This is a genomic window from Microbulbifer litoralis (assembly GCF_023634065.1).
Classification (GTDB): Bacteria; Pseudomonadota; Gammaproteobacteria; order Pseudomonadales; family Cellvibrionaceae; genus Microbulbifer; species Microbulbifer litoralis.
Map to the genome: position 1 here is coordinate 1 of NZ_JALKCV010000018.1, position 24,400 is coordinate 24,400.

The window sequence follows — 24,400 nt, forward strand, 5'->3', positions numbered from 1 at the left end:
CCTGCCTGGCAATAACCTGCGCGGGCGCCCGATCGAAAACACCAGAGCCGCGCCAGGAATGGCTGGGGAAAAACAAGGCCCCAGTTCCCCGACTTCCTGCCCAAACTGAATCCCTCCTGAGCGCTGATTTTTTTATTCGCTTCGAGGAATGGCACAATCATTTAATTTGTATACAAATAGACCAGGTAATAAACACCGCCACTTTGGAGTGTTGTATAGCTATATTCTTCCAGGTCCTGCTCTTCGTACTGGCCATCGCCGTCGTCGTCCTTCTTTTTCAGTCGAGAGCTTTGATTGCCGCGGCTATTGTAACTATATTCAACGGATTCGGCCGAATCGAAATCACCATCGGCATTGATATCTTCCTTCTCTGTTACTGAGGTCAATCGTTCCTCCTGATACTCATAGATTGTCACTTCGATCTCATCGGGGATTGAATCGGTATTCCTATCCAGTTCCTTCCGAGTTTCGGTCAGGAGATTTCTGTCGTTATAGGTGTTGCTTTCGGTTGCGAAGTAATCGTAGTTTCCGTCGACGTCTTCATCGGCCATCTGTTTTTCAGTCAGGCGATGACCTTTATCGTCGTATTCAATTTCAACTTTTTCAATTAAATCTGGAATCCCATCTGCATCGGAGTCGTTGCTGTACTCGGCTTCAACTAAAAGTCCGCTATCATTGCGGGTATATCTATCTTGCCGAGTGGACTCCAGAACGCCGTCGGCATACCTTTCGCGCTCTCTCTCCACTCTTTGTCCAACTGCGTTAAGTGTATAGACGTTCCGCTCTAGTAAATCCGGTGTGCTGTCAGTATTTCCATCTGAGTGCCGTTTGTATGCCTCGCTGAGCAGATTGCCTGTTTCATCCCGGGAGTAGTTTCGGCTGTCAGCATAGTCCAGCTTGCCGTCTGCGTTGTGGTCACTGACATACTCTCGTGATTCTATTTGTCCCAGATCGTTATAACTGTAAGTACGTTTTGTCCAGTAGTTCGCTATGCCTTCACCTACCTCTTCTTCGGCTAGCGGATTGCCGACGTCGTCATACTCTCTGGTGACGGTGTACTCGCTTTCAAGAATGCCATTAGTGCTGGTTCTTAAAATCTGTATCCGGTTGTCCTGTTCGTCGTATTTGTATGAGCTGGTAAGTGTTTCTTCTACACTGCCATCGGATTCATATTCTGTCTTATCGCTTGAAATTACGTAATGTCTTTCGTCGTACTGCCAGTTTCTTTCCTCGTCGATAGCGCCATCTTCATAGTCGCCACGCTGCATTTTTATCCTTCGACCGTAATCGTCAAAATCGGTCTGCATCCAGGTGTCGTAGCTGCCGTCATTGCCGTGGTCCTTGCGTCTCTCCGTTCGGGCCTGTACCGGAACTGTAATTTTGAGCTCTCTGTATAGGTTGGCTAGCGGTAGAGCTATGTGCACCATTTGAAAACTTCTAGGGTGGTAGTTGAATTGGTACCGATTGGCCAGGGCGGAAAGAGTACCCGGACCGGATGCTTCCCGAAAGTAGAAAAGGGGCGCTGCAAAGTCTAGGTGGGCGTCGGAGAGCGTTTCGTCCCAGCCGGTAAGGTTAATTCCGTTTCTCGGATCGCCGTCGCGATCGAGTGTGGCCAACAGCATAACAATATTGGCGACTCGATCGAAGTTGGTGATATCGTCAAAGTTCTCGAATTCGGCCCGAAGTTCCATTTCTGTCTCCGGAGCTTGCATATCGAACAGGTCGAAGGGGCTTATCTTGGTGGCCCCATCTGCCGAGCCCAGTGCGATACCTCCGATCGAGAAGCTGACAGTCTCTCCCACCAGATATACGAATTCGCTGTCGGCGTTGGTAAGCCCGGTAGTGGTTGGCGTTGTATAGCGCAGGCCCTCAACTCGGGCACCGATAAAACTTCCGGTCATCTCTTGCGTCGGTTCCGGGTCTGGATCCGGTTGCGGGGCTGGATTCGGTTGTGGTGTGGGTTCAGCGGCGGAGCCGCCGCCACCGCCACAGGAAGCTGCCAAGCCGGCCAGCAGGATCAGTGGAGCGACGGAAAAACCATTCTTTTTGTCGCTGTTGTGGGTATTGGAGTCGATCACGAATATCCTCCCGCGATTGTGTATGTTTTTTCTGCGTTTTTTTGAGCTGACTCGATCAAGATCCGGGAAGATACTCTTCGGGAATACTTGCCTGCTGTCCGGGCTGAAGCCAGGTGCCCGAGCAGCGCTCGCGTAACTTGTCTTGACTCCAGCCCTCCGATATTGGCCGATAGTAGGATTTGACTTCGTAGATCTCCCTGAAGTCTTCACCGTGCTTGCGTTTCTGGCAGTGTCAGATCAGCCCTTTCTCCGGGCAGCTGCTACCCTGCCGCAATTCTCCCCGACAGATCAGTTCCGCGTTTTCCTGTGTGTCGTTGTAGGTTTCACTGCAGGTTCCGCTGGCACTATTGAGGCAAGTATAGATACGAGACTCTGACTTTGAGCAGCCGGACAATCCGACGGTGGAGATGGTGATGAAAATGGCTAGATGTGCGATCAGTTTTGACATGCGTCCTCCGATGTTGGTTGTCAATAATCCTTGAAGGATTTTCAATAATTGTTGTTGAGCGGCACCGTCAGTTAATGGAAATCCCTATCGGCCGCGGGATCAATACAAAAATACAGCACCGGCGTTCGTGCCGTTATTGTTGTCCCAATCTCCACCAATACCAGTAGCCACGCTATCTTCAAGTGGGGCACTTGCGAACAGGGATTTACCGTCGAAAGAAAGCGTCACCGAGAAACCAAATCCTTCCTGCACTTCGGTGTTTGGTGCCTTTAGATATAGTTTTTGCAGCCACTCGGTTTCCCTTTGGTAGATGTAGACAGCACCGGAAATTTCCGCATTATTATTACTTGCGTCGCTATTCAGCCCGGTCGATGCGCTACCTTCCTGGGGTGCGCCCACCGCGAGGGTGTTGCCATCCCCCGATAAAGACACCAGGCCGAAATGATCGTCTGGATCGGGATTGGAGGCGAGTAGCCTGACCGGTGGAGCCCAGCTCTCACCATCTCGCTGATAGACAAAAACGGCACCAGTATTTTCTCCGGCAGCGGAGTGGAAGGGAGCGCCCGCTACCAGCGTGTTGCCATCGTCTGACAAGGCGATACTGAAGCCGAGTCCGTCCGACGAATCACCTTCGGACTCTTTCGCGACCATCTGCTGCCGCCATTCGCCGGTATCGTCGTCAAACGCAAATACGTAGATACGACCCGGTCCCCAGGAGTCTGCCCCGGCTGCGAGGATGTCGCCCTCTGCTGAGAGCGCAATTGATGCTCCGAGCCTTCTTCCTTCGGCCATGTCAGTGCCCGTGATGTAGGCAGTCTGCGTCCAGCCGGAGTCACTGTAGTCAAAGACGTGGATCGCCCCTGAGTTGGACACTTCATTGTCGGAGGACGTGCTATCGTTGCTTTCACCGGCTGCCCCCACAGCCAGCCGACGGCCGTCCGCAGAGAGGGCGACACTGGCGCCGAAAAAGTAACGCTCACCGGTATTGAACGCTTTGATATAGGACTGCTGCGCCCAGTTGCCTTTGTTGTCCCGCGCAAAAATATAGGCGGCACCGGTATTGAAGTTTGTATCAACATTGACGGATGCATCCCCATCAATACCGGTTGCATCGCTATCTTCGCCGATAGCACCGATCGCTAAGGTATTACCATCGGCGGATAGCGCCAATGACCGGTCGCCGAAACGATCCAGGTTATCGAGTTCTTCAGGTATGAGTTTTTCCTGGAAGTGCCACTCACCCGTATTCTTGACGTACGTATAGACAGCACCATCTCGATCGAGCCCCAGAGCTGAGACGGCCAGTGTCTGGCCGTCGCTTGACAGAGCCGACGCCATGCCAAAAGCCAGCTCGGGCTCGATGACCGGCGCTTTGAAGTAGCCGATCATTTTTTCGATCGTTACCTGATCCAACGGAACGATTTCGGACCGGCCCAGTTCGCTCTCGGTCGCGTTCAGGGCAACCAGTTGCAGCTGTGCATTTTTCCATTTTACCAGGTGCAGGGGCACGGCAAACTCGAATTCCGTAACGTCTCCGGCGATGACTCCCAAACCGCTGCGCGAAAAGCCCGAAGCGCCGTCCGGGTTGATCTCAATACGATAGTACTCGGGCTCAGCGTCAACCTCCCACGCTAGTTTCAGTTTCTTCGGACGGCGTGCACTGCCGCCGGCCTGGACTTCGACATTGAGAAAGTTTGTGGAGAGTGGGCCACCGCTACTACTACTACTACTACTACTGCTGCTGCTATCGCTACTACTACTGCTGCCACCGCTGGTACCACCTCCGTCTCCGCAAGCGACCAATGCAAATGCCATGACCAACAGTCCTGCAAATCGCAGCAGTCTGATTGTGTTTGGGTGGTGTGCGCATTCTTGTTTCATAGCGTGCTATCCATATTTCACGGTTTACAAGATTTTTCACTGATAGATTTTCAGGAACAAGACTGAAATTCTTTATTACGATAAAGAAAATCTTTAACTGCTCGAGGGCTAGACGCATCAACCTGCACGATCAGTAAATACCTCCCATCAATGATTGTCGGCAAGGTTGGTTGAGTGAAGAGCCCGCATGCGAAAGTGGGGCAAGAGCGCGGGCGTTCGTTGCCGATAGTGGATATAGTCTTCGCCCAGTGCGGCGACCAGATCGCGCTCTTCCCAGCGAATTGCGATCAGGATATAGGCGGTAGTAACGACTGCGAACAATAGATGTGCCGCACTCATGGTTGGTGCCGCCCAGAATATAATCAGCCAGCCGACATAAATGGGATGGCGAACCGCTTTGTATAGGCCGGGAGTACGGAATGTCGGGGAACGATAGGGCTCACCACGGAGGTTTCTCCAAACCTGCGCCAGTCCAAAAAGATCAAAATGATCGATTAGGAAGGTGGCATACAGCAAAAGAAGCCAGCCAAGCAGGTAGACCCCCGTGACCACCCAGAAGGCCATGCCATTGGACAACTCCCAGACAATGCCGCCCATCGGCTCCCAGAAGGTGAACAGTGCAATCATGGCCAGTGAGCTGAGCAGGACGTAGGTACTGCGCTCGGCTGCGGGGGAAACAATGGTGGTCCACCAGCGCTTGAAAGCGGGCCGGGCCATGCCGCTGTGTTGTAGAGCAAAAAGTATCAGCAATCCCAGATTGATAGCGATCGCCTCTGACAGCGGTCTGTCGGCGGCTCCGTCCAGTGCCGTGGGGGTAAAAAAGCCGGCGACAAATCCGATCGCATAGAGAAATACCGCAAAGAAAACCGCATAGCAGAACAAGCCGTAGGCAAAGATAGAAAAACGATTCATGATGAAGCCCTCCTTAAAACTAAAGGAGGTTAATGGAATTACGTGGCAGGGACATGAGGCTCTGGCCCCAATGTCGAAAAAAAGTCGGTAAGTATTTTTGCCGGGCTGGGACAAATGTCCCCGTGCGATCAATCTGTGACACCGAGACCGAAATTACGGGCCAGGATGATCGCTTCCGCCCGTCGGCCTACCCCCAGCTTACAGAACACCCGGGTAATATGATTGCGGACAGTCTTTTCAGAGATCTGCAATTTCGCGGCAATTTGCCTGTTGCTCATTCCCTGGGCGATACCATCCAGAACCCCCAGCTCGCGTTCGGTCAGCTCAGACCAACCCTCCGGGGTATTGCTGGATTTGGGGGCGGAACCCAGGAATTGCTGAATCCTGTTGGAAATCTCCGTCCAGGCGTTCTCTTCTGCCAAAAGGATGTGATTGTTGCTCTCTACAGGAACGAATTCGGCACCGTGGATCAGTGCGGCCAGGCGCCGCCCCTCTTCAAATGGTACGCACATGTCGTTGCGGGCATGCAGGACCAACGTTGGTGTTGTCACCATCGGCGCCAGGGATTCGACGTTAATATTGTAAAACGCTTCCTCCATACGTGCGGCCGTTTCTGGTCTGGCGGACAGGCGGGCCAGTTCGTTCAATTGATGCTGTTGCTGCGCATTGGCATCCGGCATTAACAGGGTGGAAAATAGCTGGCGGAAGGCCGGATTCTCTTTGCCCCATCCCAGACGAATGGCATTGACCATCGTTTCGGCTTCCAGGCGCTGATCTGGCGTCAGATCGCGGTGAAAAAATCCGCGGGCATAACCACCATACAAAACCAGGCGCGATACCCGTTCCGGATACTTCACCGCGTAGGCCACTGCCACCGAAGCGCCCTGGGAAATTCCCAGTACAGGAAAACGGTCGAGCCCGGCAGCTAGTGTCACCGCATGTAAATCCTCGACCCAGGCATCGATAGAAAATTTATCGACTTCCCAATCCGACAGGCCGCTACCACGCTCGTCATAGCGAAGTAGCTGATGACTGGCGGAAAAGCTTTCCAGCCAGTGTTTCCATACCGGCCAGTCGTGCTCCAGATGCGTCAGGTAGTTGGCGGCTTTCACCAGTGGTGGGCCATCGCCAGTGACAGCATAGGCAAGGCGTACACCATTTTCCGATGTACAGAGGTGTATTTTCTGGGCGGAAGGTTTCATGGATTCCCGACGCGAGGATTTTTTCTGCGGATGCCAGAATTTAACACATAATCATCAACCTCGAACCGACCGGTGACGTCAACCCATTACACGGCCGGAATATGCGTCGGAGATATCTCCAGATTTCGCTGCTGAACAGTTACCTGGAACTAAGATGAATCTCCATGCATTACTGACCTGACAAACTATTTCGCCGGGTGATCGCGCCGTGTACAGATGCGAGCCAGTTCAGTGATTGGCCGTCAGCGGATCGATAATCTGGGATACTTCGGTGATGCTGCTGGCGGGTATGCCGCTCATCTCTGCGTGATCCAGAATGGCCTCTTCACTCTCTGCGAGGTAGATACAGTAGGTCTTGTCGTTCGCTACATAGCTGTGTTGCCACTGAATTCGCGGTGCCAGGTCCGCCAGGGCCCGATTGGAGGCCCGCGCGGCGCCGCAAAGCTCGGTCAGGGACATGGCGCCTATACCCGGGATGTCGCGTTCGATTACATAGCGTTTCATAGCGGATTCACCTTTTCATTGGTATGGTCGGTAGGATTTTTCACTGACAGGAGCTGTTGGCACAAGTCTGAAATTCTTTACCTTGCTAAAGAAAATCTTTATCTTGAAGTAATGAACAGGCTCACCCATCTAAACAGTCTACAAGCGATTGAGGCGGCAATGCGTTGCGGGTCGCTGAAAACGGCTGCCGAGGAGCTCGGCGTGACCCCAGCGGCCGTAGGCCAACGCATCCGGGCCCTGGAAGATTATCTGGGTACGCCACTGTTGCTGCGTAAGAGTACCGGTATGAGACCGACTGCGGTGTTGCGGAGCGCAATGGAAGATCTGGAGGCCGGCTTCGGGCGATTGAGCGCTGTGGCGGAACAATTGAGAATGCCCTATTCGAACCGCGTGGTGATCTCTGCGGATGAAGACTGGCTATCTCTATGGCTGAAGCCGAGACTCGCCAGATTCCTTGCCCGTTATCCTGAATTGGACGTGGTTACCACTGTCGGTTTGGAAGCCGACCTGACAGTAACCTTTCGAGCCGCGGAGGATTGCGATCTGTTATTTCGTGACTACCTGCTGCCTGTGGTGTCACCGGAGAACCAAAGGCGCATTGCGGATATCCCCTTGGAGTCGCGGCTAGAAGGTTTCCCGCTTCTGCATGCTGATTACTACGCGCGGGATGCCTTGGCATTCAACTGGCCGCGCTGGGTTCAGCGATTTGGGCACAGGTCGGCCAATTCCGATCGGGGTGTACGCTACGCCCGTATCGGGCACGCTGTCGAGGGGGTGACTTCCAACGCTGGAATCTTGTTGTGTGGTCTGGGGTTGGTGCTGACTGCGGTGGAATCCGGAGAGCTGGTATTGCCGTTTCCGCTGGAGGAGGGCGCCTGGACAGAATACGGTTACTGCTTGGAGCCTGCCGATAGCGAGCCCCTCCGCCGACCAGCGCGACTTCTGCGTGAGTGGCTTCGTGAGGAGGCTACCGTAACCCGGGCAGCCCTGTCTGCCCGGCTTCGCAATCGAGCAACGTCGGGAGCCGAAGTGGGGCCAGCATAAGGCCCACTAGCCCGGATATTTCACCAAGCCGCTTAGTATTCAGCGTAACTCTATGTTTTCGTTAATGTTTTCAGGGATCTCCGCGGGGACAGATTGTCACCGGCCAATGCTGGCCACGCCCTCGTTTGATCTCTGCACGCTCAGCACATTTTTGCGACTAATACGTGCAATAAGCATGCATGTACGCCGCACAAATCCTGCAGGATAGGATTTGGACACCCGCCAGGGCGCCCGCAGGATGAAAAACAAGGATGTTTTTCATCCAAAATGCACTGAGCGCACAGATCTCGGCGCGATCATCGTGGCCCCTGGTAAAATATCCGGGCTAGATGCTATCGCGGCCATTCCTATCCGCCAGAAGCTGTATTTCTGTCAGTTCACCCTGTTAATGGCCGCTATTAACCAGTTTCGGGCCCCCGAATACTTGGTCCCTTCACAGCCGCCGTTTAGACTCCCCTGACTAAAAATTCGACAACGAGGTCGCCGTGGCGGAACTCGGAGACATTTCCAGCCTGACGATGGCGCTACTGCTGGCGGTGTGCGTGGCGAGCGCCTTTGTTTCCGCCGTGACCGGTGGCGCCGGCGGCGTGCTGATGTTTGCCGCATTGAACGTGGCCATCCCGTTGCGGGTGCTGGTGCCCATCCACGGTGCTGTACAGCTGATGAACAATCTGGCGCGGATCTACTATGTCCGCGACCATATCCGCTGGGAGCTGTGTCTGCCGTTCTTTATCGGCTGTACGCTGGGATCGCTCGCCATGACCCTGGGGCTGGCGAGCCTCAGTTGGCAACAGCTGCCGCTGGCACTGTTGGCGGTGCTGATCTTCTATACAGTCTTCAAGCCCAGGCGCCTGCCGGAAATATGCCTGGCGCCGCGAAACTATTTCTGGGTGGGCCTTGGCACCGGTACCTTGGGGATTCTCGCCGGGGCCGTGGACCCGCTACTGGCCGCATTTTTCGTGCGCAAGGACCTGTCGCCGAAAGAGGTGGTGGCCAACAAATCTGTGATGCAGGCCTGGTGCCACGCGCTGAAAATCCCCGCGTTTATTTATCTGGGCTTTGCGTTTGCCGATCACCTGGGGCTGATCCTGCTGCTGACCGTAGCGGCGGTTATCGGCACCCGGGTGGGCGTGGCGCTGCTAAACAGAATCGACAGCCAACTCTTCTTCAGGCTGATGCGCCTGGCCCTGTTGGTGGCCGGCCTGCGCATCGTCTATCAGTTATTGGCGGCTCAATAAGGTGTGCACTATGGCCGATTATCAAATCATCAATCCCTACACTCGGGAAGTGATCGAGGAGTACAACTTCGACAGTCGCGAACGGGTCGACGAGGCCCTCGCGGAGCTGGTGCGCGGGCGCAAAGTCCAGGCGGCAACGCCGGCTTTTGAACGCTCCAATATCCTGATGCGGCTCGCCGAGCTGATACTCGAGCACAAGGAGGAGCTCGCGCGCCTGATTACTGAAGAGGCCGGCAAGACCATCAGCGACAGTCGGGTGGAAATAGACCGCGCCTACAATACAGCCTTGGGAAGCGCCATGGAGGCGCGGGGGATCTCGGGTGAGGCGCTGGATTCCGATGCCTTCCCGCCCCAGCGCGAGAAGGTCGGCGTGGTGCTGTGGAAACCCCTGGGCACTGTGCTGTGTATCACACCGTTCAACTTCCCGATCAATATCGCGGTACATAAAATCGGCCCGGCCTTTGCCGCGGGTAACACCATCCTGTTTAAGCCCGGGCCGCAGAACAAGCGCTCCGCCCAATTGCTGATCGAGCTTTGTTACGCTGCCGGAATGGACTCCTCAGTACTGCAGATGCTGATTCCGGATGTCCGGGCCACTGCCCACGCCGCGGCGCACCCCGAGGTACACGCGATCAATTTTACTGGCGGTACCGCCGCCGCCAATGCGATTGCCGCCAACGCCGGTTACAAGAAACTGTTGTTCGAGCTGGGTGGCAACGATCCATTGATCGTGATGGAAGACGGCGATCTGGACGCGTCTGTCAAAGCCGCAATCAACCAGCGCTTCGCCACCGCGGGCCAGCGCTGTACCGCGGCCAAACGCCTGTTCGTGCACCGGACTGTATTCGCGGCCTTTTCACAAAAGCTGGTGGAGGCCGCTGCCGCGCTGAAAGTGGGCGACCCGTCGAGTGACGACACCTTCGTCGGCCCGTTGATTCACACCGCGGCGGCAGACGCAGTGGAGCGGCGTATCGATGCCGCGGTAGCCGACGGTGCCCGCGTGCTGTACGGCCACAAGCGCGAAGGCAATATTATCTGGCCGACTATTCTGGACAATGTCAGCGATGATGCGGAACTGGTTGCAGAGGAAACCTTTGGCCCGGTGATGCCGCTGCGGGCCTTCGACTGCGTCGACGAGCTGGTGCGCCTGGTGAATGATTCTCCGTTCGGACTGCAGGCCGGAGTGTTCACCGAGCGTCTGTCGCTGGCCAAACAGCTGTTCAACCAGCTCGACGTCGGCCTGCTGGCGGTCAACGATGGCCCCGGCTTCCGTGCCGAGCACTTTCCGTTCGGCGGCGTCAAGGAAAGTGGCGCTGGGCGCGAGGGGATTCGCTACGCCATTCGCGAAATGAGTTTCCAGAAGACCCTGGTCATCTGACCGGATTGACGGCTGGTGCCACGAGAGGCATCGACAACGCCTGTTCACAGCAGCGGACATCCTCTATACTCGGCCCAACTTGTCGGAGTGCCTGTGGGCTGAGATCGCTGTTGCGAGATCCGTTGAACCTGATCGGGGTAACCCCCGCGTAGGGAACAAGGCAACTTCTGATAACTGCCGTGTGTGGCCTGAGTGCCCGCTCGCCTGTTGATCGGAAGTTACCAAGATCTGAAGTCGCCAAATCCTGTGTTTCCATCGCGATTGGGCGACTTCTCTCTTCTTATCTTCTGCCCCCGGACGCTGCGGCGCCACTTCCCGCAAGCCATAGGGGGCAGCATGTCCAAGGAAACCACCAGTAGCGCGGAAACCCGCAACGGCAAATCCAGTCGGGCCGCGTCAGGTCGGGCCGCGCCCGGCCGAACCGCGAGTCGCGATTCCGCCAGGGAATTTCTCGATAATCTCACCGCACAGAACTTCCCCAGTTCCCGCAAGACGTACCTGAATGGCGAAACGCCGGATATCCGTGTCGGGGTGCGCGAGATTTGCCTCGGTGACAGCGTCGTGGGTGGCGACGACCAGAATCCGGTACTGGAGCCCAACGAGCCGCTGCGCGTTTACGATACGTCCGGTCCCTACTCGGATCCGGACTATCGGCTGGATGTCCGCGACGGGTTGCCGAAGTTGCGCCAGGCCTGGATCGAAGCGCGCGGCGACAGCGAGGTCCTGACGTCGCGCCAGGCCGCCTACAGCCAGCAGCGCATGGCGGACCGGGGGCTGGACCATATCCGCTTCGACAACCTGCCGTCGCCGCGCCGGGCAAAGGCCGGCCAGAATGTGTCGCAGATGCACTACGCGCGCCGCGGCATCATCACGCCGGAAATGGAATTTATCGCCGTGCGTGAAAATATGGGCCGCGCGCAAGAGGCGGAAGCGCTGAATGAGGCCGATTACCGCAAAGCGCGCGATGGCATTCATATTCCGGAACAGATCACGCCGGAGTTCGTGCGCCGCGAGGTGGCCGAGGGTCGCGCCATCATTCCCGCCAATATCAATCACCCGGAACTGGAGCCGATGATTATCGGCCGCAATTTCCTTTGCAAGGTAAACGCCAATATCGGCAACTCGGCGGTGACGTCCTCCATCGAAGAGGAAGTGGAAAAGCTGGTGTGGTCGACCAAGTGGGGGGCGGATACGGTCATGGATCTGTCCACCGGCCAGAATATTCACGAAACCCGCGAATGGATACTGCGCAATTCGCCGGTACCCATCGGTACTGTGCCCATTTACCAGGCGTTGGAAAAGGTCGGCGGCGTCGCCGAAGACCTGAACTGGGAGGTGTTCCGCGATACCCTGATCGAACAGGCGGAGCAGGGCGTCGACTACTTCACCATCCACGCGGGTGTACTCTTGCGCTACGTGCCGCTGACCGCCGAGCGCGTTACCGGCATCGTCTCCCGCGGCGGCTCCATCATGGCCAAGTGGTGTCTGGCTCACCACCGGGAAAGTTTTCTCTACACCCATTTCGAGGATATCTGCGAGATCCTGAAGGCCTACGATGTCAGCTTCAGCCTCGGCGATGGCCTGCGCCCGGGTTGTGTGGCCGACGCCAACGACGAGGCCCAGTTTGCCGAACTGCACACCCTGGGTGAACTCACCGAGATCGCCTGGAAGCACGATGTCCAGACGATGATCGAGGGCCCCGGACATGTGGCGATTCACAAGATCAAGGAAAACATGGATGAGCAGCTGGAGCACTGCCACGGCGCACCTTTCTATACCCTGGGCCCGCTGACCACCGATATCGCACCGGGCTACGATCATATTACCTCCGGCATCGGCGCCGCGCTGATCGGCACCTACGGCTGCGCCATGCTCTGCTATGTGACCCCCAAAGAGCACCTGGGCCTGCCCAACAAGGAAGATGTCAAAGAGGGGCTGATGGCCTACAAGATCGCTGCCCACGCCGCAGACCTGGCGAAGGGACACCCTCGCGCCCAGCAGCGGGATGACGCCCTGTCGAAAGCCCGCTTCGAGTTCCGCTGGGAAGACCAGTTCAACCTGGGGCTGGATCCGGAGCGGGCGCGCAGCTACCACGATGAAACCCTGCCGAAAGAGTCGGGCAAGGTCGCGCACTTCTGCTCCATGTGCGGTCCCAAATTCTGTTCCATGAAAATCTCCCAGGAAGTGCGCGACTATGCAGCCCGGCAGGAAGTGGACAGGGGAATGGAGGAAATGGCGATCAAGTTTACGGAAATGGGCGGTGAGATTTATCACAAGGCGTGATGATTGAATTCGGAATGCGGTCGCTTCGTGTACCGGTCGTTCTACTGTCTGTCACTCGTAGAGCCGTCATTCCGGGCTCGATCCGGAATCCAGGGCACCGGGGCACCTTCGCTCGATCCCGGACCGTGTCCGGGATGACGACTGTGACGGGTGGTTTTGTTAAAAACAATTTTTGAGACAACGGATCAGTGGCAAATAATCGAGCACCCAGAATCGCCATCGCCGGCGGCGGCCTGATGGGCCGCTTGCTGGCCTGGCGGCTGGTGCGGCGGGGGTTGGATATCAGCTTGTTCGAGGCCGGGGATCTGTCGTCCCCCAGCGGGGCCTGCTGGACGGCGGCGGGCATGATCTCGCCGCTGTCCGAGCTGGTGCACAGCCAGCGGCAGATTTACGACCTCGGTGTGCAGAGCCTGGCGCTCTGGGTGGAATGGGCTGGGGAGCTGGAAGCGCTCAGTGGACGTTCGGTGGCTTTCCGCAGCGCCGGCAGCCTGTTGGTCGCCCACGGCCGGGACAGAACCGAACTGCAACAGTTCCAGCGGGAGCTACAGGCCAAGTTGGGCGACAGTGCGGACGAGCATCTGCGTCAACTGGACCGGACCGGGCTGCGGCAACTGGAGCCGGCGCTGGAGAATTTCGAACAGGGTCTGTTCCTGAGTCGCGAGGGCGATATCGACAACCGCCGGCTGCTGCCGGTTTTGCTCGATGTACTGCGAGAGCAGGATGTGCAATTCCACCAGCGCACGCCGGTAGTGTGTCGCGACCACGCCATTGAACATCGCGGCGGGCAACAGCTGTTCGACTGTGTTATCGACTGCCGGGGGCTCGGTGCCGCGCGGGATATCGACGGCCTGCGGGGTGTGCGCGGTGAGGTGCTGGTGGTGGAGACCGATGAAGTGCCGCTGCAGCGCCCGGTGCGGCTGCTGCATCCGCGCTACCAGTTGTACGCGGTACCGCGCGGTGACAACCGCACCGTGATCGGCGCGACGGAAATCGAGAGCGAGGACCGGTCGCCGATCTCGGTGCGTTCCACGATGGAGTTGTGTTCCGCGCTCTATTCGCTGCACCCCGCCTTTGCCGAGGCGCGCATCGTCGAAACCCGGGTCAACTGCCGGCCGGCGACCATGGACAACCTGCCGTATGTTTACAGTGAACCGGGGCTGGTGCGGGTAAATGGCCTCTACCGGCACGGCTATCTGCTGGCGCCGGCACTGGCGTTGAAAGTGGAGAAACAAATCATGGAACAGTTTTTACAGGTGGCGTGATGGAAATACAAGTAAACGGCGAACACAAAGTGTCGGATACGGGCGACCTGGCCGCGCTGCTCAAAGAGCTGGGTTACAGCGGCGAGGCATTTGCCGTGGCCGTCAACGGCGATTTTGTCCCGCGCGCGCAGTACACACAGAGACAACTTCAACACGGCGATCGCCTGGACGTAGTCGCACCGGTCGTGGGGGGCTGAAAGTGTCCGATCAACTCGAACTTTACGGCAAACGATTCGACAGCCGGCTGCTGGTTGGAACCGCCCTCTACCCGTCGCCGGCCGTCATGCGCGAGTCCGTGCGGGAGTCCGGGGCGGAGATCATCACCCTGTCCCTGCGCCGGCAGGGTCCGGAACAGCAGCAGGGCAAAATGCTGTGGGACTATATCCGCGAATCGGGCTGTCGGCTGTTGCCCAATACCGCCGGCTGCAAAACACCGCGGGAGGCCGTCGCGCTGGCGGAAATGTCGCGGGAGATTTTCCACACCGACTGGCTCAAACTGGAGGTCGTCGGCGATGACTACAATCTGCAGCCGGACCCCTACGGCCTGGTGGAGGCGGCGCGGGAACTGGTAAAACGCGGTTTCAGGGTGCTGCCCTACTGCACGGACGATCTGCTGGTCTGCCGCAGGCTGCTCGACGTCGGTTGCGAGGTGCTGATGCCCTGGGGCGCGCCCATCGGCACCGGCCTGGGGTTGCTGAACAAATACAACCTGCGGACACTGCGCGAGCGTTTGCCCGATATACCGCTGATTGTCGACGCCGGTATCGGGGCTCCGTCCCAGGCGGCCGAGGCGATGGAAATGGGATACGATGCGGTGCTGCTGAACACTGCCATTGCCAAGGCACAGGATCCGGTGCAGATGGCGCGGGCCTTCAGGCTGGCGATCGAGTCCGGCCGCTGCGCTTTTGCCGCCGGCCTGATGCTGCAGCGCCAGACCGCCAGCCCCAGCACCCCGACACTGGACATGCCCTTCTGGCAACAGGCCGATCGGGTGCCGCAGGAATGAGTGCTGTCACGCAGGAAAATGCCAGGCCCATCGTCTGGACGATCGCCGGCAGCGACTCCGGTGGCGGTGCCGGCATACAAGCGGATCTGCTCACCTTCAGCGATTTCGGCTGTCACGGCTGCAGCGCGATTACCGCCAATACCGCGCAGAACACCACCGAAGTGATGGCGATCAACGCCGTCTCCCTGGAGACCCTGCGGTCGCAACTGCGCGCGCTGCAGCGGGACCTGTTCCCGGCCGCGATCAAGATCGGCCTGCTCGCCAATCCCGGCCAGGTGCGGGCCGTGGCCGGGTTCCTGCGCGAGCTTGCGCGGCTTGAAAAAGTCCCGGTCGTCTACGATCCGGTCGCAGTGGCCAGTAGTGGCGCGGCGCTGGCCGAGGGCAGTACCGCCGAAGCCGCGACCGGCGAGCTTTTTCCCTTGTGTGACCTGGTCACCCCCAATCTGCACGAGCTGGAGTGGCTCGCCCGGTTGCCGGTCGCCGGCGCCGATCCGATGATCGACGCGGCACAGAAAGTGCGGCAGAGCGGCTGCGCCGCCGTTCTGGTAACCGGCGGCCACGGTGAGCTGGCCGAGGGGGAGATCGCCGATCTGCTGTGGGATGGCGAGCGGGCCGACTGGTTTATCGGCAACAAGATCAGCAGCGCAAATACCCACGGTACCGGCTGCACCCTGTCTTCCGCCATCGCCGCCTGCCTGGCATTGGGCTATCCGCTGCGGGATGCCTGCGTGGTGGCCAAGGCCTATGTGCAGCGCGGCTTGCGGCTTGGACACGGTGATGACATCGGCCGCGGCGCCGGTCCGGTGGGGCACTGCGGCTGGCCGGACGATCTGCAGGACTTCCCGCAGGTACTGGTGCCGGGTGACAGGCGCGGGCAATACTACGGTCGTGGCGGTGACACGGAGGCTTTTGCGCAGGGTTTCGCCGCGCCGGATAATCGTGTGTTGGGCCTCTACCCGGTAGTGGATTCGGTCGAGTGGCTGCAAAAGCTGGCCGAACAGGGAGTGCGTACGCTGCAACTGCGGATCAAACACCGCGGTAGTGATCTGCGGGACATCATCCGCTGCGCCGTGGAGATCGGCCGGCGCCATGACCTGCGCCTGTTCATCAACGACCACTGGCAACTGGCGATCGAATGCGGCGCCTACGGTGTGCACCTGGGGCAGGAGGATCTGCAGGCGGCCGACCTGTGGGCGATCAAGGGTGCCGGGCTGAAACTGGGTATCAGCACCCACGGCTTTTACGAACTGCTGCGGGCCTACCGTTACCGCCCCAGTTACCTGGCGATCGGCGCCATATACGCCACCGATACCAAGGATATGAGCGGCCAGCTACAGGGTCTGGCAAAACTGCGGCGTATGGCCGCGCTGTTGCCGGACTATCCGCTGGTGGCCATCGGCGGGATCAACCTGGAGCGGGCGCCGGCGGTGGCAGCGACCGGGGTGGGCAGTATCGCGGTGGTCAGTGCGGTAACAAAGGCCGAAAATTACCGTGCGGCCGTGCGGGAATTTCAGGCATTATTGGCGAACGAATGGCAGCCCCCTTCAATGTAGGGGGGCTGCTCTCGCACAGATTTGGATTCGAGTCGTGACACCATGCTGAGCTCAAAAGAACGACAGCGCTACAGCCGCCAGATAATGCTGCCCCAGGTCGGTGAAGCCGGGCAGGAGAAACTGAAAAAAGCGCGGGTGATGATCGTGGGCCTCGGTGGGCTCGGCAGCCCCGCGGCCCTCTACCTGGCGGCAGCCGGTGTGGGCGAGTTGCACCTGGTGGACGGCGACCGTGTGGAAATTTCCAACCTGCAGCGCCAGGTGCTCTACCGGACCAACCACCGCGACAAACCCAAGGCGCAGGTGGCCGCGCAGCAACTGGTGGCCGCCAATCCGGAAATCCGCGTGTATGCGCACGAGCGCATGGCAGACGGGGCCTGGCTGCCGGACCAACTGGGTGGGATCGACTTGGTGCTTGACTGTACCGACAACCTGGAAATCCGCCACACCATCAACCGCGCCTGCCGCGAGCGGCAGACGCCCGCGGTCATGGCCTCGGTGCGCGGCTTTTCCGGCCAGTTGATCAGCTTCGATTTTTCCACGCAGCCATCGCCCTGCTACGCCTGCCTGTTTCCCCCGGGCGGCGGCGCGGAAGTGGAAAACTGCTCCACGGCCGGCGTGATGGGCCCGGCGCTGGGGGTGGTCGGCAGCCTGCAGGCGCTGGAGGCGATCAAGATGCTGCTGGGGCTGCCGGTGGCGAGCCTGGCGCGATTGCAGTTGTTCGAGGCGGAGTCCCTCGAGTTGCGGTCCCTGCAACTGCAGGGTAATAATGACTGCCCGGTTTGCAGTCGACAATAATCACAATGCATTTCCTGAAAAACGGTCTTTCTCTGGCGGCGGTGATGCTGGCAGTGTTGCAGCTTGCCGCCTGCTCGCAGGAAGAGGTGTCCGGCGCGGAGCTCGCCGACGGGGCGGCCGCCGGTGGCGATATCGAAACGGTCTACCTGCGCACCTGCTACAGTTGCCACAACAGCGGTGTCGGCGGAGCGCCGCGCACCGGTGATACGGCGGCCTGGGCGCCGCGGCTGGAAAAGGGCATGGACACCCTGGTGGCCAATGCCATCAACGGTTACCGCGCCATGCCGCCGCGCGGGCTGTGTTTCGATTGCAGCGAGGAAGACTTCGCCCGACTGATTAAACTGATGGCAGGCGAGGGCGCATCGACCCCGTCGGGTTGAGGGCGTCTCCTCTAATTTTCCGGTTTCGATCGCAGGGGCAGGCCATGTGTGCTTCTTCCGGGCTGTATCGTGTGACTTTCCTGTTTTCGCTTGCGCTGTTCCTCTCCGCCGGCGCGGTTGCCGAAGATCCGGCGCTGCCGGATCAACTGTCCCTGAACGAGTGGAAAGTCCCCTGGGAAGGGCGGCCGCGGGATCCGTTTGTCGATGGCGACGGCAATGTCTGGTTCTGCGGCCAGGCCGGCAACTATATCGGCCGTTTCTCCCCTGCCAGCGGTATTTTCAAGCAATTCGGGATTCCCGATGGAACCCACCCGCACAACCTGATTGTCGATGACAAAAACCGGGTCTGGTACGCCGGCAACCGCAATGCACAGATCGGCCGCCTGGACCCGGACAGCGGTGAGATCAGGCAGTTTGCGATGCCGGATGTGATTGAGGATCCGCACACGCTGGTGTTCAACTGCGACGGCAACATCTGGTTTACCGCCCAGCACAGCAACCGCATCGGCCTGCTGGATGTGGGGACGGGCGAAGTGCAATCCATGGCGCCATCGGTCGCGCAGGCACGTCCCTACGGCATCAAAATGGATGCACAGGACAGGCCCTGGATCGCACTGTTCGGCAGCAACCGGCTGGCAATGGTGGATCCGCAGACGATGGAACTGACCGAATTCGAACTGCCTCGCGCCGACGCCCGCCCGCGCCGCCTTGAAATCGATGGCGATGGCCACATCTGGTATGTGGACTACGCAGAAGGTTATCTCGGCCGCTTCGAGCCGGATTCGGGGGCATTTACCGAATGGCGTATGCCCGGAGAGACACCGCGGCCCTACGGCACGGCACTGGATGACAGCGGACGGCTGTGGATTGCGGATACGGGAGTCATTCCCAATCGCATTCTTGCGTTCGATATCAAAGCGGAAAAATTCATCAGCGTCAGCCCGCTACCGAGCGGTGGCAATGTGCGCCATATGTTCTTTAATTCCAGTGATGGCAGTTTCTGGTTCGGCGTCGATACCGGCTATCTGGCCCAGGGGCAGCCACGGGAATGAACCGTTTGTGTGCCCAGTGCGTAGTATTTTCCGATTGGGGAAAAGGGCGCCAGTGAGAGAGTAATGTTATAGCCATTCTCAATTGTTTCCAGCAATTAAATAAATTTTCAATTGCTGTCAGGCGCGTTATTCTAAAGGCCAGTTGAGTCTACTGGCTCCCGGAACCCGACCAAGAACGGAGACAAGAGGTTAATCTATGAGCAAGATCGATATCGGTATTGGTGCCAAGGATCGCGAGACGATTGCCGAGGGCCTGAAGTGCCTGCTGGCGGACAGCTACACGCTCTACCTGCAGACACACTATTTCCACTGGAATGTAACCGGCCCGCTGTTCCGCGACCTGCACCTGATGTTCGAGGAGCAGTACACCGAACTGGCGGAAGCCGTTGACGATATCGCCGAGCGTATCCGCACCCTGGATGTCGCGGCGCCGGGTACCTACAAGGCATTCGCCAAGCTGAGTTCCATCGAGGAGGTCGAAGATGTGCCGGCGGCGGAAAAAATGGTCGAAACCCTGACCCGCGGCCACGAGCAGGTGGTCAAGACCTGTCGCGACGTGCTCAAGGCGGCCCAGGACGGCGACGACGAGTCCACCATCGCGCTGGTTTCCGACCGTATGAGCGTGCACGAGAAAACAGCCTGGATGCTGCGCGCCATGTCGAAATAATACTCGGGACTCGGTCGCGGGGGGCTATACGCCCCGCGACCCGGTTGTCCGCCTTTCCAAAGCTTTCCTCCACTATCCCTTCACCGCTTTCACGGCGAGCCGCCGTCCGGCGGCTGTTCGATCCGAACCTGTCTTTTCCGCTACCGTCATCGAAAAATGGACTTGCAATTCCATACTGTGTGGCACACAGTAGTTACTGTGTGACACACAGTATGGAGATGCCAGGATGACAGTTGCGCCGGAACGGCTGAACAAACTGCTGATGGAGATGCGCCGCGGGGTGCTGATCCTGGCGGTGCTGCGGGCGCTGGACAGGCCCCACTACGGCTATTCACTGCGCAAACACCTGGCCGCCCGCGGGCTCGAGATAGACGAGGGCACTCTCTACCCGCTACTGCGGCGGCTGGAGGACCAGGGCCTGCTGAGCAGCGAGTGGAAGCAGGAAGATGGCCGCAAGCGGCGCTTTTACCGGATTGGCGCGGACGGTGAAACCGCGCTGCAACAGATGGCTGCGGAGTGGCGCAAGCTCAACGGCGCCGTCGAACAACTCGGGGAGACAGTGTAATGGATTGGCTGCAACGCTATGTCGACAACGTAAAGACCTACCTGCCCGGCGGGCAGCGGGAGGATATCGGCAGTGAACTCTATTCCGGCCTGCGGGACCAGTGTGACGATATGGCCGAATCCCTGGGGCGCGAGCCCACGGAGGCGGAGGTGCTGGCGCTGCTGAAACAGAAGGGCCACCCGATGGAGGTGGCCGCGGCCTACCAGCCGCGCCGGGTGCTGGTCAGTGAAACGCTGTTTCCGCTCTACATCCTGGTGCTGAAATGGGTACTGCTGGCGATCGTGATCGCCAATGGTGTGGTCGCGCTGCTGGGCCTAATCGGCCAGAGTGAACCGGCGTTCAGCGGTGTCGCCCTGCAGTGGCTGGCGGGTACCTACAACGCTGCGCTGCACAGCTTCGCCTGGATCACCCTGTCTTTCTATATTGCCGGGGAGGGCATCAGCTACCGCGATGTCTTCGGCAAGTGGGATCCGCGCAAACTGCCGCGGGTGGCCGCCGGCGGCAAACGCATAAGCCAGTTCGAGAGCGCTGTGCAGCTGGTGGCCATGGTGTTGCTGATGGGCTGGCTGAATGATTTTTTTGCGCCGGCAGTGCCGGCCATTGGCAGCGCCACCTTCGTGTTTGGCGACGCGCTGCGGGCGCTGTTGCCGTGGCTGAACCTGGGGGTGGCGCTCAGTATCCTGATGGCGCTGGCGAAACTCGCGCGTCCCTTCTGGACGCACACAAAACTGTTGGCCGAGGGCGCGCTGCACGTCTACTGGCTGCTGCTACTGGTACCTTTGTTTGCGCTCGACAGCGTTTTCAGCGTGCACTGGGATGGTGGCCACTGGGATATGCCGGTCGGCACCTGGCAGGTGATTATCGCCGCAGACTTTGCCATCACCGCTTTCGAATTGAGCCGCTGCTGGCTGCGCTACCGGCACAGCGGTTATGCATCGGCGGCGCCTGCCTGAGTGCCGGTTACCAGCTCCAGAAACGCCGCCGCCGGCGCCGACAGGGCGCCGCGGCTGCGCAGCAGCACCCCCACTTCCTGGGCCACCACCGGCCCGGCCAGCGGCAGGCAGGCCAGGCCGTAGTCGCGCATCTGTGCCCCGCACAGGCTCGGCACCGCACTGACGCCGAGCCCCACCTTCACCAACTGGCCGATGGTGCTGAGCTGGTTCGCCTCGCACAGCAGCCGCGCGCCGGCGCCGCAGCGGGCGAAGGCGCCATCGGTCCAGCGGCGCACCGCCGAGCCGCGGTTCATGGCGATAAACGGTGCCTTCGCCAGGTCGCGCCAGCGCAGTGCCTCCCTCCCGGCCAGCGGGTGATCCGGCGGCACCACGGCGATAAAGCGATCCCGGTCGAAGGGGGCGAATTCCAGCCCGCCCAGGTCGTCCGGGCAGAAGCTGATCCCCAGCTCGGCGCGCCCGGCCTGCACCGCGTCGATCACCCGCTCCATGACGATATCCTCGAGCACAATATTGATATCCGGATGCCGGTGGTGGAATTGTGCCAGCAGTGCCGGCAACCGGTTCAGGGCGAAGGCCGGAATCGCCGCCAGTGACAGCTGGCCGTGCTGCAGCCGGAAGCGTTGCTGGATCGCATCCAGCGACTGGTCCCAGTTGCGCAGCAACTGCTCGGCGCGCGCCAGGAACTCCCGCCCCTCCGGCGTCAGCGCCAACTGGCGGCTGTCGCGGTTGAACAGCGGTCCGCCGGCCACTCCCTCCAGGTTGCGGATCGCCACCGACAGTGCCGGTTGCGAGATATGCAGCTGCGCACTGGCCTCCGCCAGGCTGCGGGTGCGGGCGACGGCGACAAAGGCGCGCAATTGCTTGACGGTGGCGCTCACTGAACTCTCCGGTGAATAACACTTCTCTGTAGGAGCATGCCTGCAGGTGATTGGCCTCCATGGCCCCGTTTTTCGCCTGCAGGGCAGGCTCCTGCGGGCGAAAATCCAATATTAAATAAAATCTAACAAATATAAGAAAGTTTAAAATAGTCTTAACTTTCAGACCAAGGCATGATTGCCCGCATCGCAACTAGGCTAATAATGGTCAACCATCTACCAATAACGAAGAGACAGGTCAGCCGAGATGAGCAACAACGCCCAGCCCCTGTGGCAGCCCAGCCCCGAAGCCATACAGGCCACGCAGATGGACCGGTTCCGCCGCCTGGTCAACGAGCGCCACGCTCTCGAGCTGGCGGACTACGCCGACCTGTACCAGTGGTCGGTCGACCGGCGCGAGGACTTCTGGAATACCCTGTGGGACTTCGGCGAAGTGATCGCCAGCCGGCGCGGCGAGCGCACACTCGGCCGCGACGCCATGCCCGGTGCCGAGTGGTTCCCGGATGCGAAGCTGAACTTCGCCGAGAACCTGCTGCGCTATCGCGACGACGGGGTCGCACTGGTGCAGCGGCTGGAGAACGGCGGCCGCCGCGAGCTCAGCTACGCGGACCTGTACACGCGCGTGGAGCGCCTGGCCGCCGCACTGGTGGCCGAGGGTGTGGAGAAGGGCGATCGGGTGGCCGGCTTTATGCCGAATATCATCGATACCGTGGTGGCGATGCTGGCGAGCGCCAGTATCGGCGCCATCTGGACCTCCTGTTCGCCGGATTTCGGTATCAACGGCGTTTTCGACCGCTTCGGCCAGGTGGAACCCAAGGTGCTGCTGGCCTGCGAGGGCTACTTCTACAACGGCAAGACCATCGACTCGCTGCCGCGCCTGAAAGAGATCATCGCGCGCATCGATTCCATCCGCAAAATGGTGGTGGTGCCGGTGGCGCGAAGTGCCGACGAGACGGCTGCGGCCATCGCCGATATCGGGCGCGCGGTGACCCTGGCCGATTTTGAAGGTGCGGCGCCGCAGCGGGCGCTCACTTTCGAACAGGCGGACTTCAACCACCCGCTGTATATCATGTATTCCTCCGGCACCACCGGCGTGCCCAAGTGCATCGTGCACGGTGCCGGCGGCACGCTGCTGCAACACCTGAAGGAACACCGGCTGCACACCGACCTGAAGCGCGACGACACGCTTTTCTATTTCACCACCTGCGGCTGGATGATGTGGAACTGGCTGGTGAGCGGCCTCGCCTGCGGCGCCACGGTGGTGCTGTTCGACGGCTCGCCTTTCTACCCCGCGGCGGAAAGTCTCTGGGACATGGTGGACGAGGAGGGCATCAGCGTCTTCGGCACCAGTGCCAAGTACATCGCCGCGCTGGAAAAATCCGGCCGCAAGCCGCGCGAGAGCCACCGGCTGGAACAACTGCGCGCGGTGCTGTCCACCGGTTCGCCGCTGGCGCACGAGGGATTCCGCTACGTGTACCGGGATATCAAGCGGGACGTCTGCCTGTCGTCCATCTCCGGCGGCACCGACATCATCTCCTGCTTTGCACTCGGCAACCCGACCCTGCCGGTCTACGCCGGCGAGCTGCAGTGCCGGGGCCTGGGCATGGCGGTGGAAGTCTGGAACGACGGTGGCCAATCGGTGGTGGGGGAGAAGGGCGAGCTGGTCTGCGCCAGATCCTTCCCCTGCATGCCGATCGGCTTCTGGAACGACGAGGACGGCTCCAGATACCACAGCGCCTACTTCGAGAACTGGCCCGGCGTCTGGGCCCACGGCGACTACGCCGAGATCACCGGCCACGGCGGCGTGATCATCTACGGCCGCTCCGACGCGGTGCTGAACCCGGGTGGCGTGCGCATCGGTACCGCCGAGATCTACCGCCAGGTGGAAAAGGTGGACGAGGTGCTGGACAGCATCTGCATCGGCCAGGAATGGCGCGACGACGTGCGTGTGGTGCTGTTCGTGGTATTGCGCGAGGGCGCGGAACTGGACGAAGACCTGATCCAGAAGATCCGCACCACCATCCGCGCCAACACCACCCCGCGCCACGTGCCGGCCAGGGTGATCCGGGTGGCGGATATCCCGCGTACCATTAGCGGCAAGATCGTGGAACTGGCGGTGCGCAATGTGGTGCACGGCAAGCCGGTCAAGAACAGGGAGGCGCTGGCCAACCCGGAGGCGCTGGAGCTCTACAGAGACCTTCCGGAGCTGGCGGACGAGTAACCCCGCCACTGAGAAACCCGCCAACGTCAGTGCCTTCGCATCGGCGCCGGATTTGCATCCGGCCCGGTCGATGGTTCGGGAAAACCACCGAAGCCGACGCGAA

23 protein-coding genes, 1 pseudogene and 1 riboswitch are annotated in these 24,400 nt (G+C 59.7%); of the genes and pseudogenes, 17 read left to right on the forward strand and 7 right to left on the reverse strand.

The window, feature by feature from the left end; translation table 11 throughout:
• Positions 1–161: 161 nt before the first annotated feature.
• From MWN76_RS19425 to MWN76_RS19450, 6 genes are all read right to left on the reverse strand, one after another.
• Complete coding sequence (locus MWN76_RS19425; RefSeq protein ID WP_250464591.1) at positions 162–2,078, reverse strand: hypothetical protein; 1,917 nt, start codon at positions 2,076–2,078, stop codon at positions 162–164.
• A gap of 232 nt (positions 2,079–2,310) precedes the next feature.
• A complete protein-coding gene (locus tag MWN76_RS19430; RefSeq protein ID WP_250464593.1) occupies positions 2,311–2,526 on the reverse strand; it encodes a hypothetical protein in 216 nt (71 codons plus the stop codon).
• Positions 2,527–2,625: 99 nt separating this feature from the next.
• On the reverse strand, positions 2,626–4,341 hold the full coding sequence (locus MWN76_RS19435; RefSeq protein WP_250464594.1) for an FG-GAP repeat protein: 1,716 nt from the start codon (positions 4,339–4,341) through the stop codon (positions 2,626–2,628).
• Positions 4,342–4,554: 213 nt separating this feature from the next.
• On the reverse strand, positions 4,555–5,319 hold the full coding sequence (gene mddA / locus MWN76_RS19440; RefSeq protein ID WP_250464596.1) for a methanethiol S-methyltransferase: 765 nt from the start codon (positions 5,317–5,319) through the stop codon (positions 4,555–4,557).
• A gap of 128 nt (positions 5,320–5,447) precedes the next feature.
• Positions 5,448–6,521, reverse strand: coding sequence for an alpha/beta fold hydrolase (locus MWN76_RS19445; protein ID WP_250464598.1), 1,074 nt, complete (start codon positions 6,519–6,521; stop codon positions 5,448–5,450).
• A gap of 228 nt (positions 6,522–6,749) precedes the next feature.
• A complete protein-coding gene (locus tag MWN76_RS19450; RefSeq protein ID WP_250464600.1) occupies positions 6,750–7,025 on the reverse strand; it encodes a DUF4242 domain-containing protein in 276 nt (91 codons plus the stop codon).
• Between the two features lie 111 nt (positions 7,026–7,136).
• Between MWN76_RS19450 and MWN76_RS21330 the strand changes: the two are divergent.
• The 16 genes and pseudogenes from MWN76_RS21330 to MWN76_RS19525 all read left to right on the forward strand — a co-directional run.
• Positions 7,137–7,313, forward strand: a pseudogene (locus tag MWN76_RS21330) (helix-turn-helix domain-containing protein); the annotation flags it as partial.
• Between the two features lie 27 nt (positions 7,314–7,340).
• Positions 7,341–8,069 carry a LysR substrate-binding domain-containing protein gene (locus MWN76_RS19455; protein ID WP_250464603.1) on the forward strand — a complete coding sequence of 243 codons (729 nt, stop codon included), beginning with the start codon at positions 7,341–7,343 and terminating at the stop codon, positions 8,067–8,069.
• A 211-nt stretch (positions 8,070–8,280) separates the two neighbouring features.
• A complete protein-coding gene (locus tag MWN76_RS19460; protein WP_250464605.1) occupies positions 8,281–8,529 on the forward strand; it encodes a hypothetical protein in 249 nt (82 codons plus the stop codon).
• Between the two features lie 25 nt (positions 8,530–8,554).
• Positions 8,555–9,307 (forward strand): sulfite exporter TauE/SafE family protein, encoded by a 753-nt coding sequence (locus MWN76_RS19465; RefSeq protein ID WP_250464607.1) that lies wholly within the window; start codon positions 8,555–8,557, stop codon positions 9,305–9,307.
• Positions 9,308–9,317: 10 nt separating this feature from the next.
• Entirely contained in the window at positions 9,318–10,685 is a 1,368-nt protein-coding gene (gene safD / locus MWN76_RS19470; protein ID WP_250464609.1) for a sulfoacetaldehyde dehydrogenase SafD, read from the forward strand.
• A gap of 73 nt (positions 10,686–10,758) precedes the next feature.
• A riboswitch (TPP riboswitch) is annotated at positions 10,759–10,857 on the forward strand.
• A gap of 164 nt (positions 10,858–11,021) precedes the next feature.
• On the forward strand, positions 11,022–12,968 hold the full coding sequence (gene thiC / locus MWN76_RS19475) for a phosphomethylpyrimidine synthase ThiC (RefSeq protein ID WP_250464611.1): 1,947 nt from the start codon (positions 11,022–11,024) through the stop codon (positions 12,966–12,968).
• A gap of 188 nt (positions 12,969–13,156) precedes the next feature.
• The gene (gene thiO, locus MWN76_RS19480; RefSeq protein ID WP_250464613.1) at positions 13,157–14,230 is read left to right on the forward strand and encodes a glycine oxidase ThiO; all 1,074 of its coding nucleotides are present in this window, start codon (positions 13,157–13,159) and stop codon (positions 14,228–14,230) included.
• Entirely contained in the window at positions 14,230–14,427 is a 198-nt protein-coding gene (thiS, locus tag MWN76_RS19485; RefSeq protein WP_250464615.1) for a sulfur carrier protein ThiS, read from the forward strand. Before thiO ends, thiS begins: the two co-directional genes overlap by 1 nt.
• Positions 14,428–14,429: 2 nt before the next feature.
• The gene (locus MWN76_RS19490; RefSeq protein ID WP_250464617.1) at positions 14,430–15,236 is read left to right on the forward strand and encodes a thiazole synthase; all 807 of its coding nucleotides are present in this window, start codon (positions 14,430–14,432) and stop codon (positions 15,234–15,236) included.
• Complete coding sequence (thiE, locus tag MWN76_RS19495; RefSeq protein WP_250464619.1) at positions 15,233–16,789, forward strand: thiamine phosphate synthase; 1,557 nt, start codon at positions 15,233–15,235, stop codon at positions 16,787–16,789. The genes MWN76_RS19490 and thiE overlap by 4 nt, the downstream gene beginning before the upstream one ends.
• Positions 16,790–16,831: 42 nt before the next feature.
• Positions 16,832–17,584: a HesA/MoeB/ThiF family protein gene (locus MWN76_RS19500; RefSeq protein ID WP_250464621.1), complete on the forward strand. Its 753-nt coding sequence runs from the start codon at positions 16,832–16,834 to the stop codon at positions 17,582–17,584.
• Positions 17,585–17,589: 5 nt separating this feature from the next.
• On the forward strand, positions 17,590–17,964 hold the full coding sequence (locus MWN76_RS19505; protein ID WP_250464623.1) for a c-type cytochrome: 375 nt from the start codon (positions 17,590–17,592) through the stop codon (positions 17,962–17,964).
• 44 nt (positions 17,965–18,008) lie between these two features.
• Positions 18,009–19,016, forward strand: coding sequence for a Vgb family protein (locus tag MWN76_RS19510; RefSeq protein ID WP_250464625.1), 1,008 nt, complete (start codon positions 18,009–18,011; stop codon positions 19,014–19,016).
• A gap of 196 nt (positions 19,017–19,212) precedes the next feature.
• Positions 19,213–19,683, forward strand: coding sequence for a Dps family protein (locus MWN76_RS19515; RefSeq protein ID WP_250464627.1), 471 nt, complete (start codon positions 19,213–19,215; stop codon positions 19,681–19,683).
• A gap of 226 nt (positions 19,684–19,909) precedes the next feature.
• Positions 19,910–20,248: a PadR family transcriptional regulator gene (locus tag MWN76_RS19520; RefSeq protein WP_250464630.1), complete on the forward strand. Its 339-nt coding sequence runs from the start codon at positions 19,910–19,912 to the stop codon at positions 20,246–20,248.
• Positions 20,248–21,201, forward strand: coding sequence for a hypothetical protein (locus MWN76_RS19525; RefSeq protein ID WP_250464632.1), 954 nt, complete (start codon positions 20,248–20,250; stop codon positions 21,199–21,201). The genes MWN76_RS19520 and MWN76_RS19525 overlap by 1 nt, the downstream gene beginning before the upstream one ends.
• Here MWN76_RS19525 and MWN76_RS19530 read toward each other — a convergent pair.
• On the reverse strand, positions 21,177–22,079 hold the full coding sequence (locus MWN76_RS19530) for a LysR family transcriptional regulator (protein WP_250464634.1): 903 nt from the start codon (positions 22,077–22,079) through the stop codon (positions 21,177–21,179). The genes MWN76_RS19525 and MWN76_RS19530 overlap by 25 nt on opposite strands.
• 304 nt (positions 22,080–22,383) lie before the next feature.
• On the opposite strand from MWN76_RS19530, the gene MWN76_RS19535 reads away from it, so the two are divergent.
• Positions 22,384–24,297 carry an acetoacetate--CoA ligase gene (locus MWN76_RS19535; protein ID WP_250464713.1) on the forward strand — a complete coding sequence of 638 codons (1,914 nt, stop codon included), beginning with the start codon at positions 22,384–22,386 and terminating at the stop codon, positions 24,295–24,297.
• Positions 24,298–24,400: the final 103 nt, after the last annotated feature.

What these genes read in the sequence shown, in the direction of transcription:
- MWN76_RS19500 (WP_250464621.1), top strand. Translation starts at nt 16,832, where the DNA reads ATGCTGAGCTCAAAAGAACGACAGCGCTACAGCCGCCAGATAATGCTG.
- MWN76_RS19450 (WP_250464600.1), bottom strand. Translation starts at nt 7,025, where the DNA reads ATGAAACGCTATGTAATCGAACGCGACATCCCGGGTATAGGCGCCATG.
- MWN76_RS19525 (WP_250464632.1), top strand. Translation starts at nt 20,248, where the DNA reads ATGGATTGGCTGCAACGCTATGTCGACAACGTAAAGACCTACCTGCCC.
- MWN76_RS19510 (WP_250464625.1), top strand. Translation starts at nt 18,009, where the DNA reads ATGTGTGCTTCTTCCGGGCTGTATCGTGTGACTTTCCTGTTTTCGCTT.
- MWN76_RS19520 (WP_250464630.1), top strand. Translation starts at nt 19,910, where the DNA reads ATGACAGTTGCGCCGGAACGGCTGAACAAACTGCTGATGGAGATGCGC.
- MWN76_RS19435 (WP_250464594.1), bottom strand. Translation starts at nt 4,341, where the DNA reads ATGGCATTTGCATTGGTCGCTTGCGGAGACGGAGGTGGTACCAGCGGT.
- MWN76_RS19445 (WP_250464598.1), bottom strand. Translation starts at nt 6,521, where the DNA reads ATGAAACCTTCCGCCCAGAAAATACACCTCTGTACATCGGAAAATGGT.
- thiE (WP_250464619.1), top strand. Translation starts at nt 15,233, where the DNA reads ATGAGTGCTGTCACGCAGGAAAATGCCAGGCCCATCGTCTGGACGATC.
- mddA (WP_250464596.1), bottom strand. Translation starts at nt 5,319, where the DNA reads ATGAATCGTTTTTCTATCTTTGCCTACGGCTTGTTCTGCTATGCGGTT.
- MWN76_RS19505 (WP_250464623.1), top strand. Translation starts at nt 17,590, where the DNA reads ATGCATTTCCTGAAAAACGGTCTTTCTCTGGCGGCGGTGATGCTGGCA.
- thiC (WP_250464611.1), top strand. Translation starts at nt 11,022, where the DNA reads ATGTCCAAGGAAACCACCAGTAGCGCGGAAACCCGCAACGGCAAATCC.
- MWN76_RS19535 (WP_250464713.1), top strand. Translation starts at nt 22,384, where the DNA reads ATGGACCGGTTCCGCCGCCTGGTCAACGAGCGCCACGCTCTCGAGCTG.
- MWN76_RS19455 (WP_250464603.1), top strand. Translation starts at nt 7,341, where the DNA reads ATGGAAGATCTGGAGGCCGGCTTCGGGCGATTGAGCGCTGTGGCGGAA.
- thiS (WP_250464615.1), top strand. Translation starts at nt 14,230, where the DNA reads ATGGAAATACAAGTAAACGGCGAACACAAAGTGTCGGATACGGGCGAC.
- MWN76_RS19430 (WP_250464593.1), bottom strand. Translation starts at nt 2,526, where the DNA reads ATGTCAAAACTGATCGCACATCTAGCCATTTTCATCACCATCTCCACC.
- safD (WP_250464609.1), top strand. Translation starts at nt 9,318, where the DNA reads ATGGCCGATTATCAAATCATCAATCCCTACACTCGGGAAGTGATCGAG.
- MWN76_RS19515 (WP_250464627.1), top strand. Translation starts at nt 19,213, where the DNA reads ATGAGCAAGATCGATATCGGTATTGGTGCCAAGGATCGCGAGACGATT.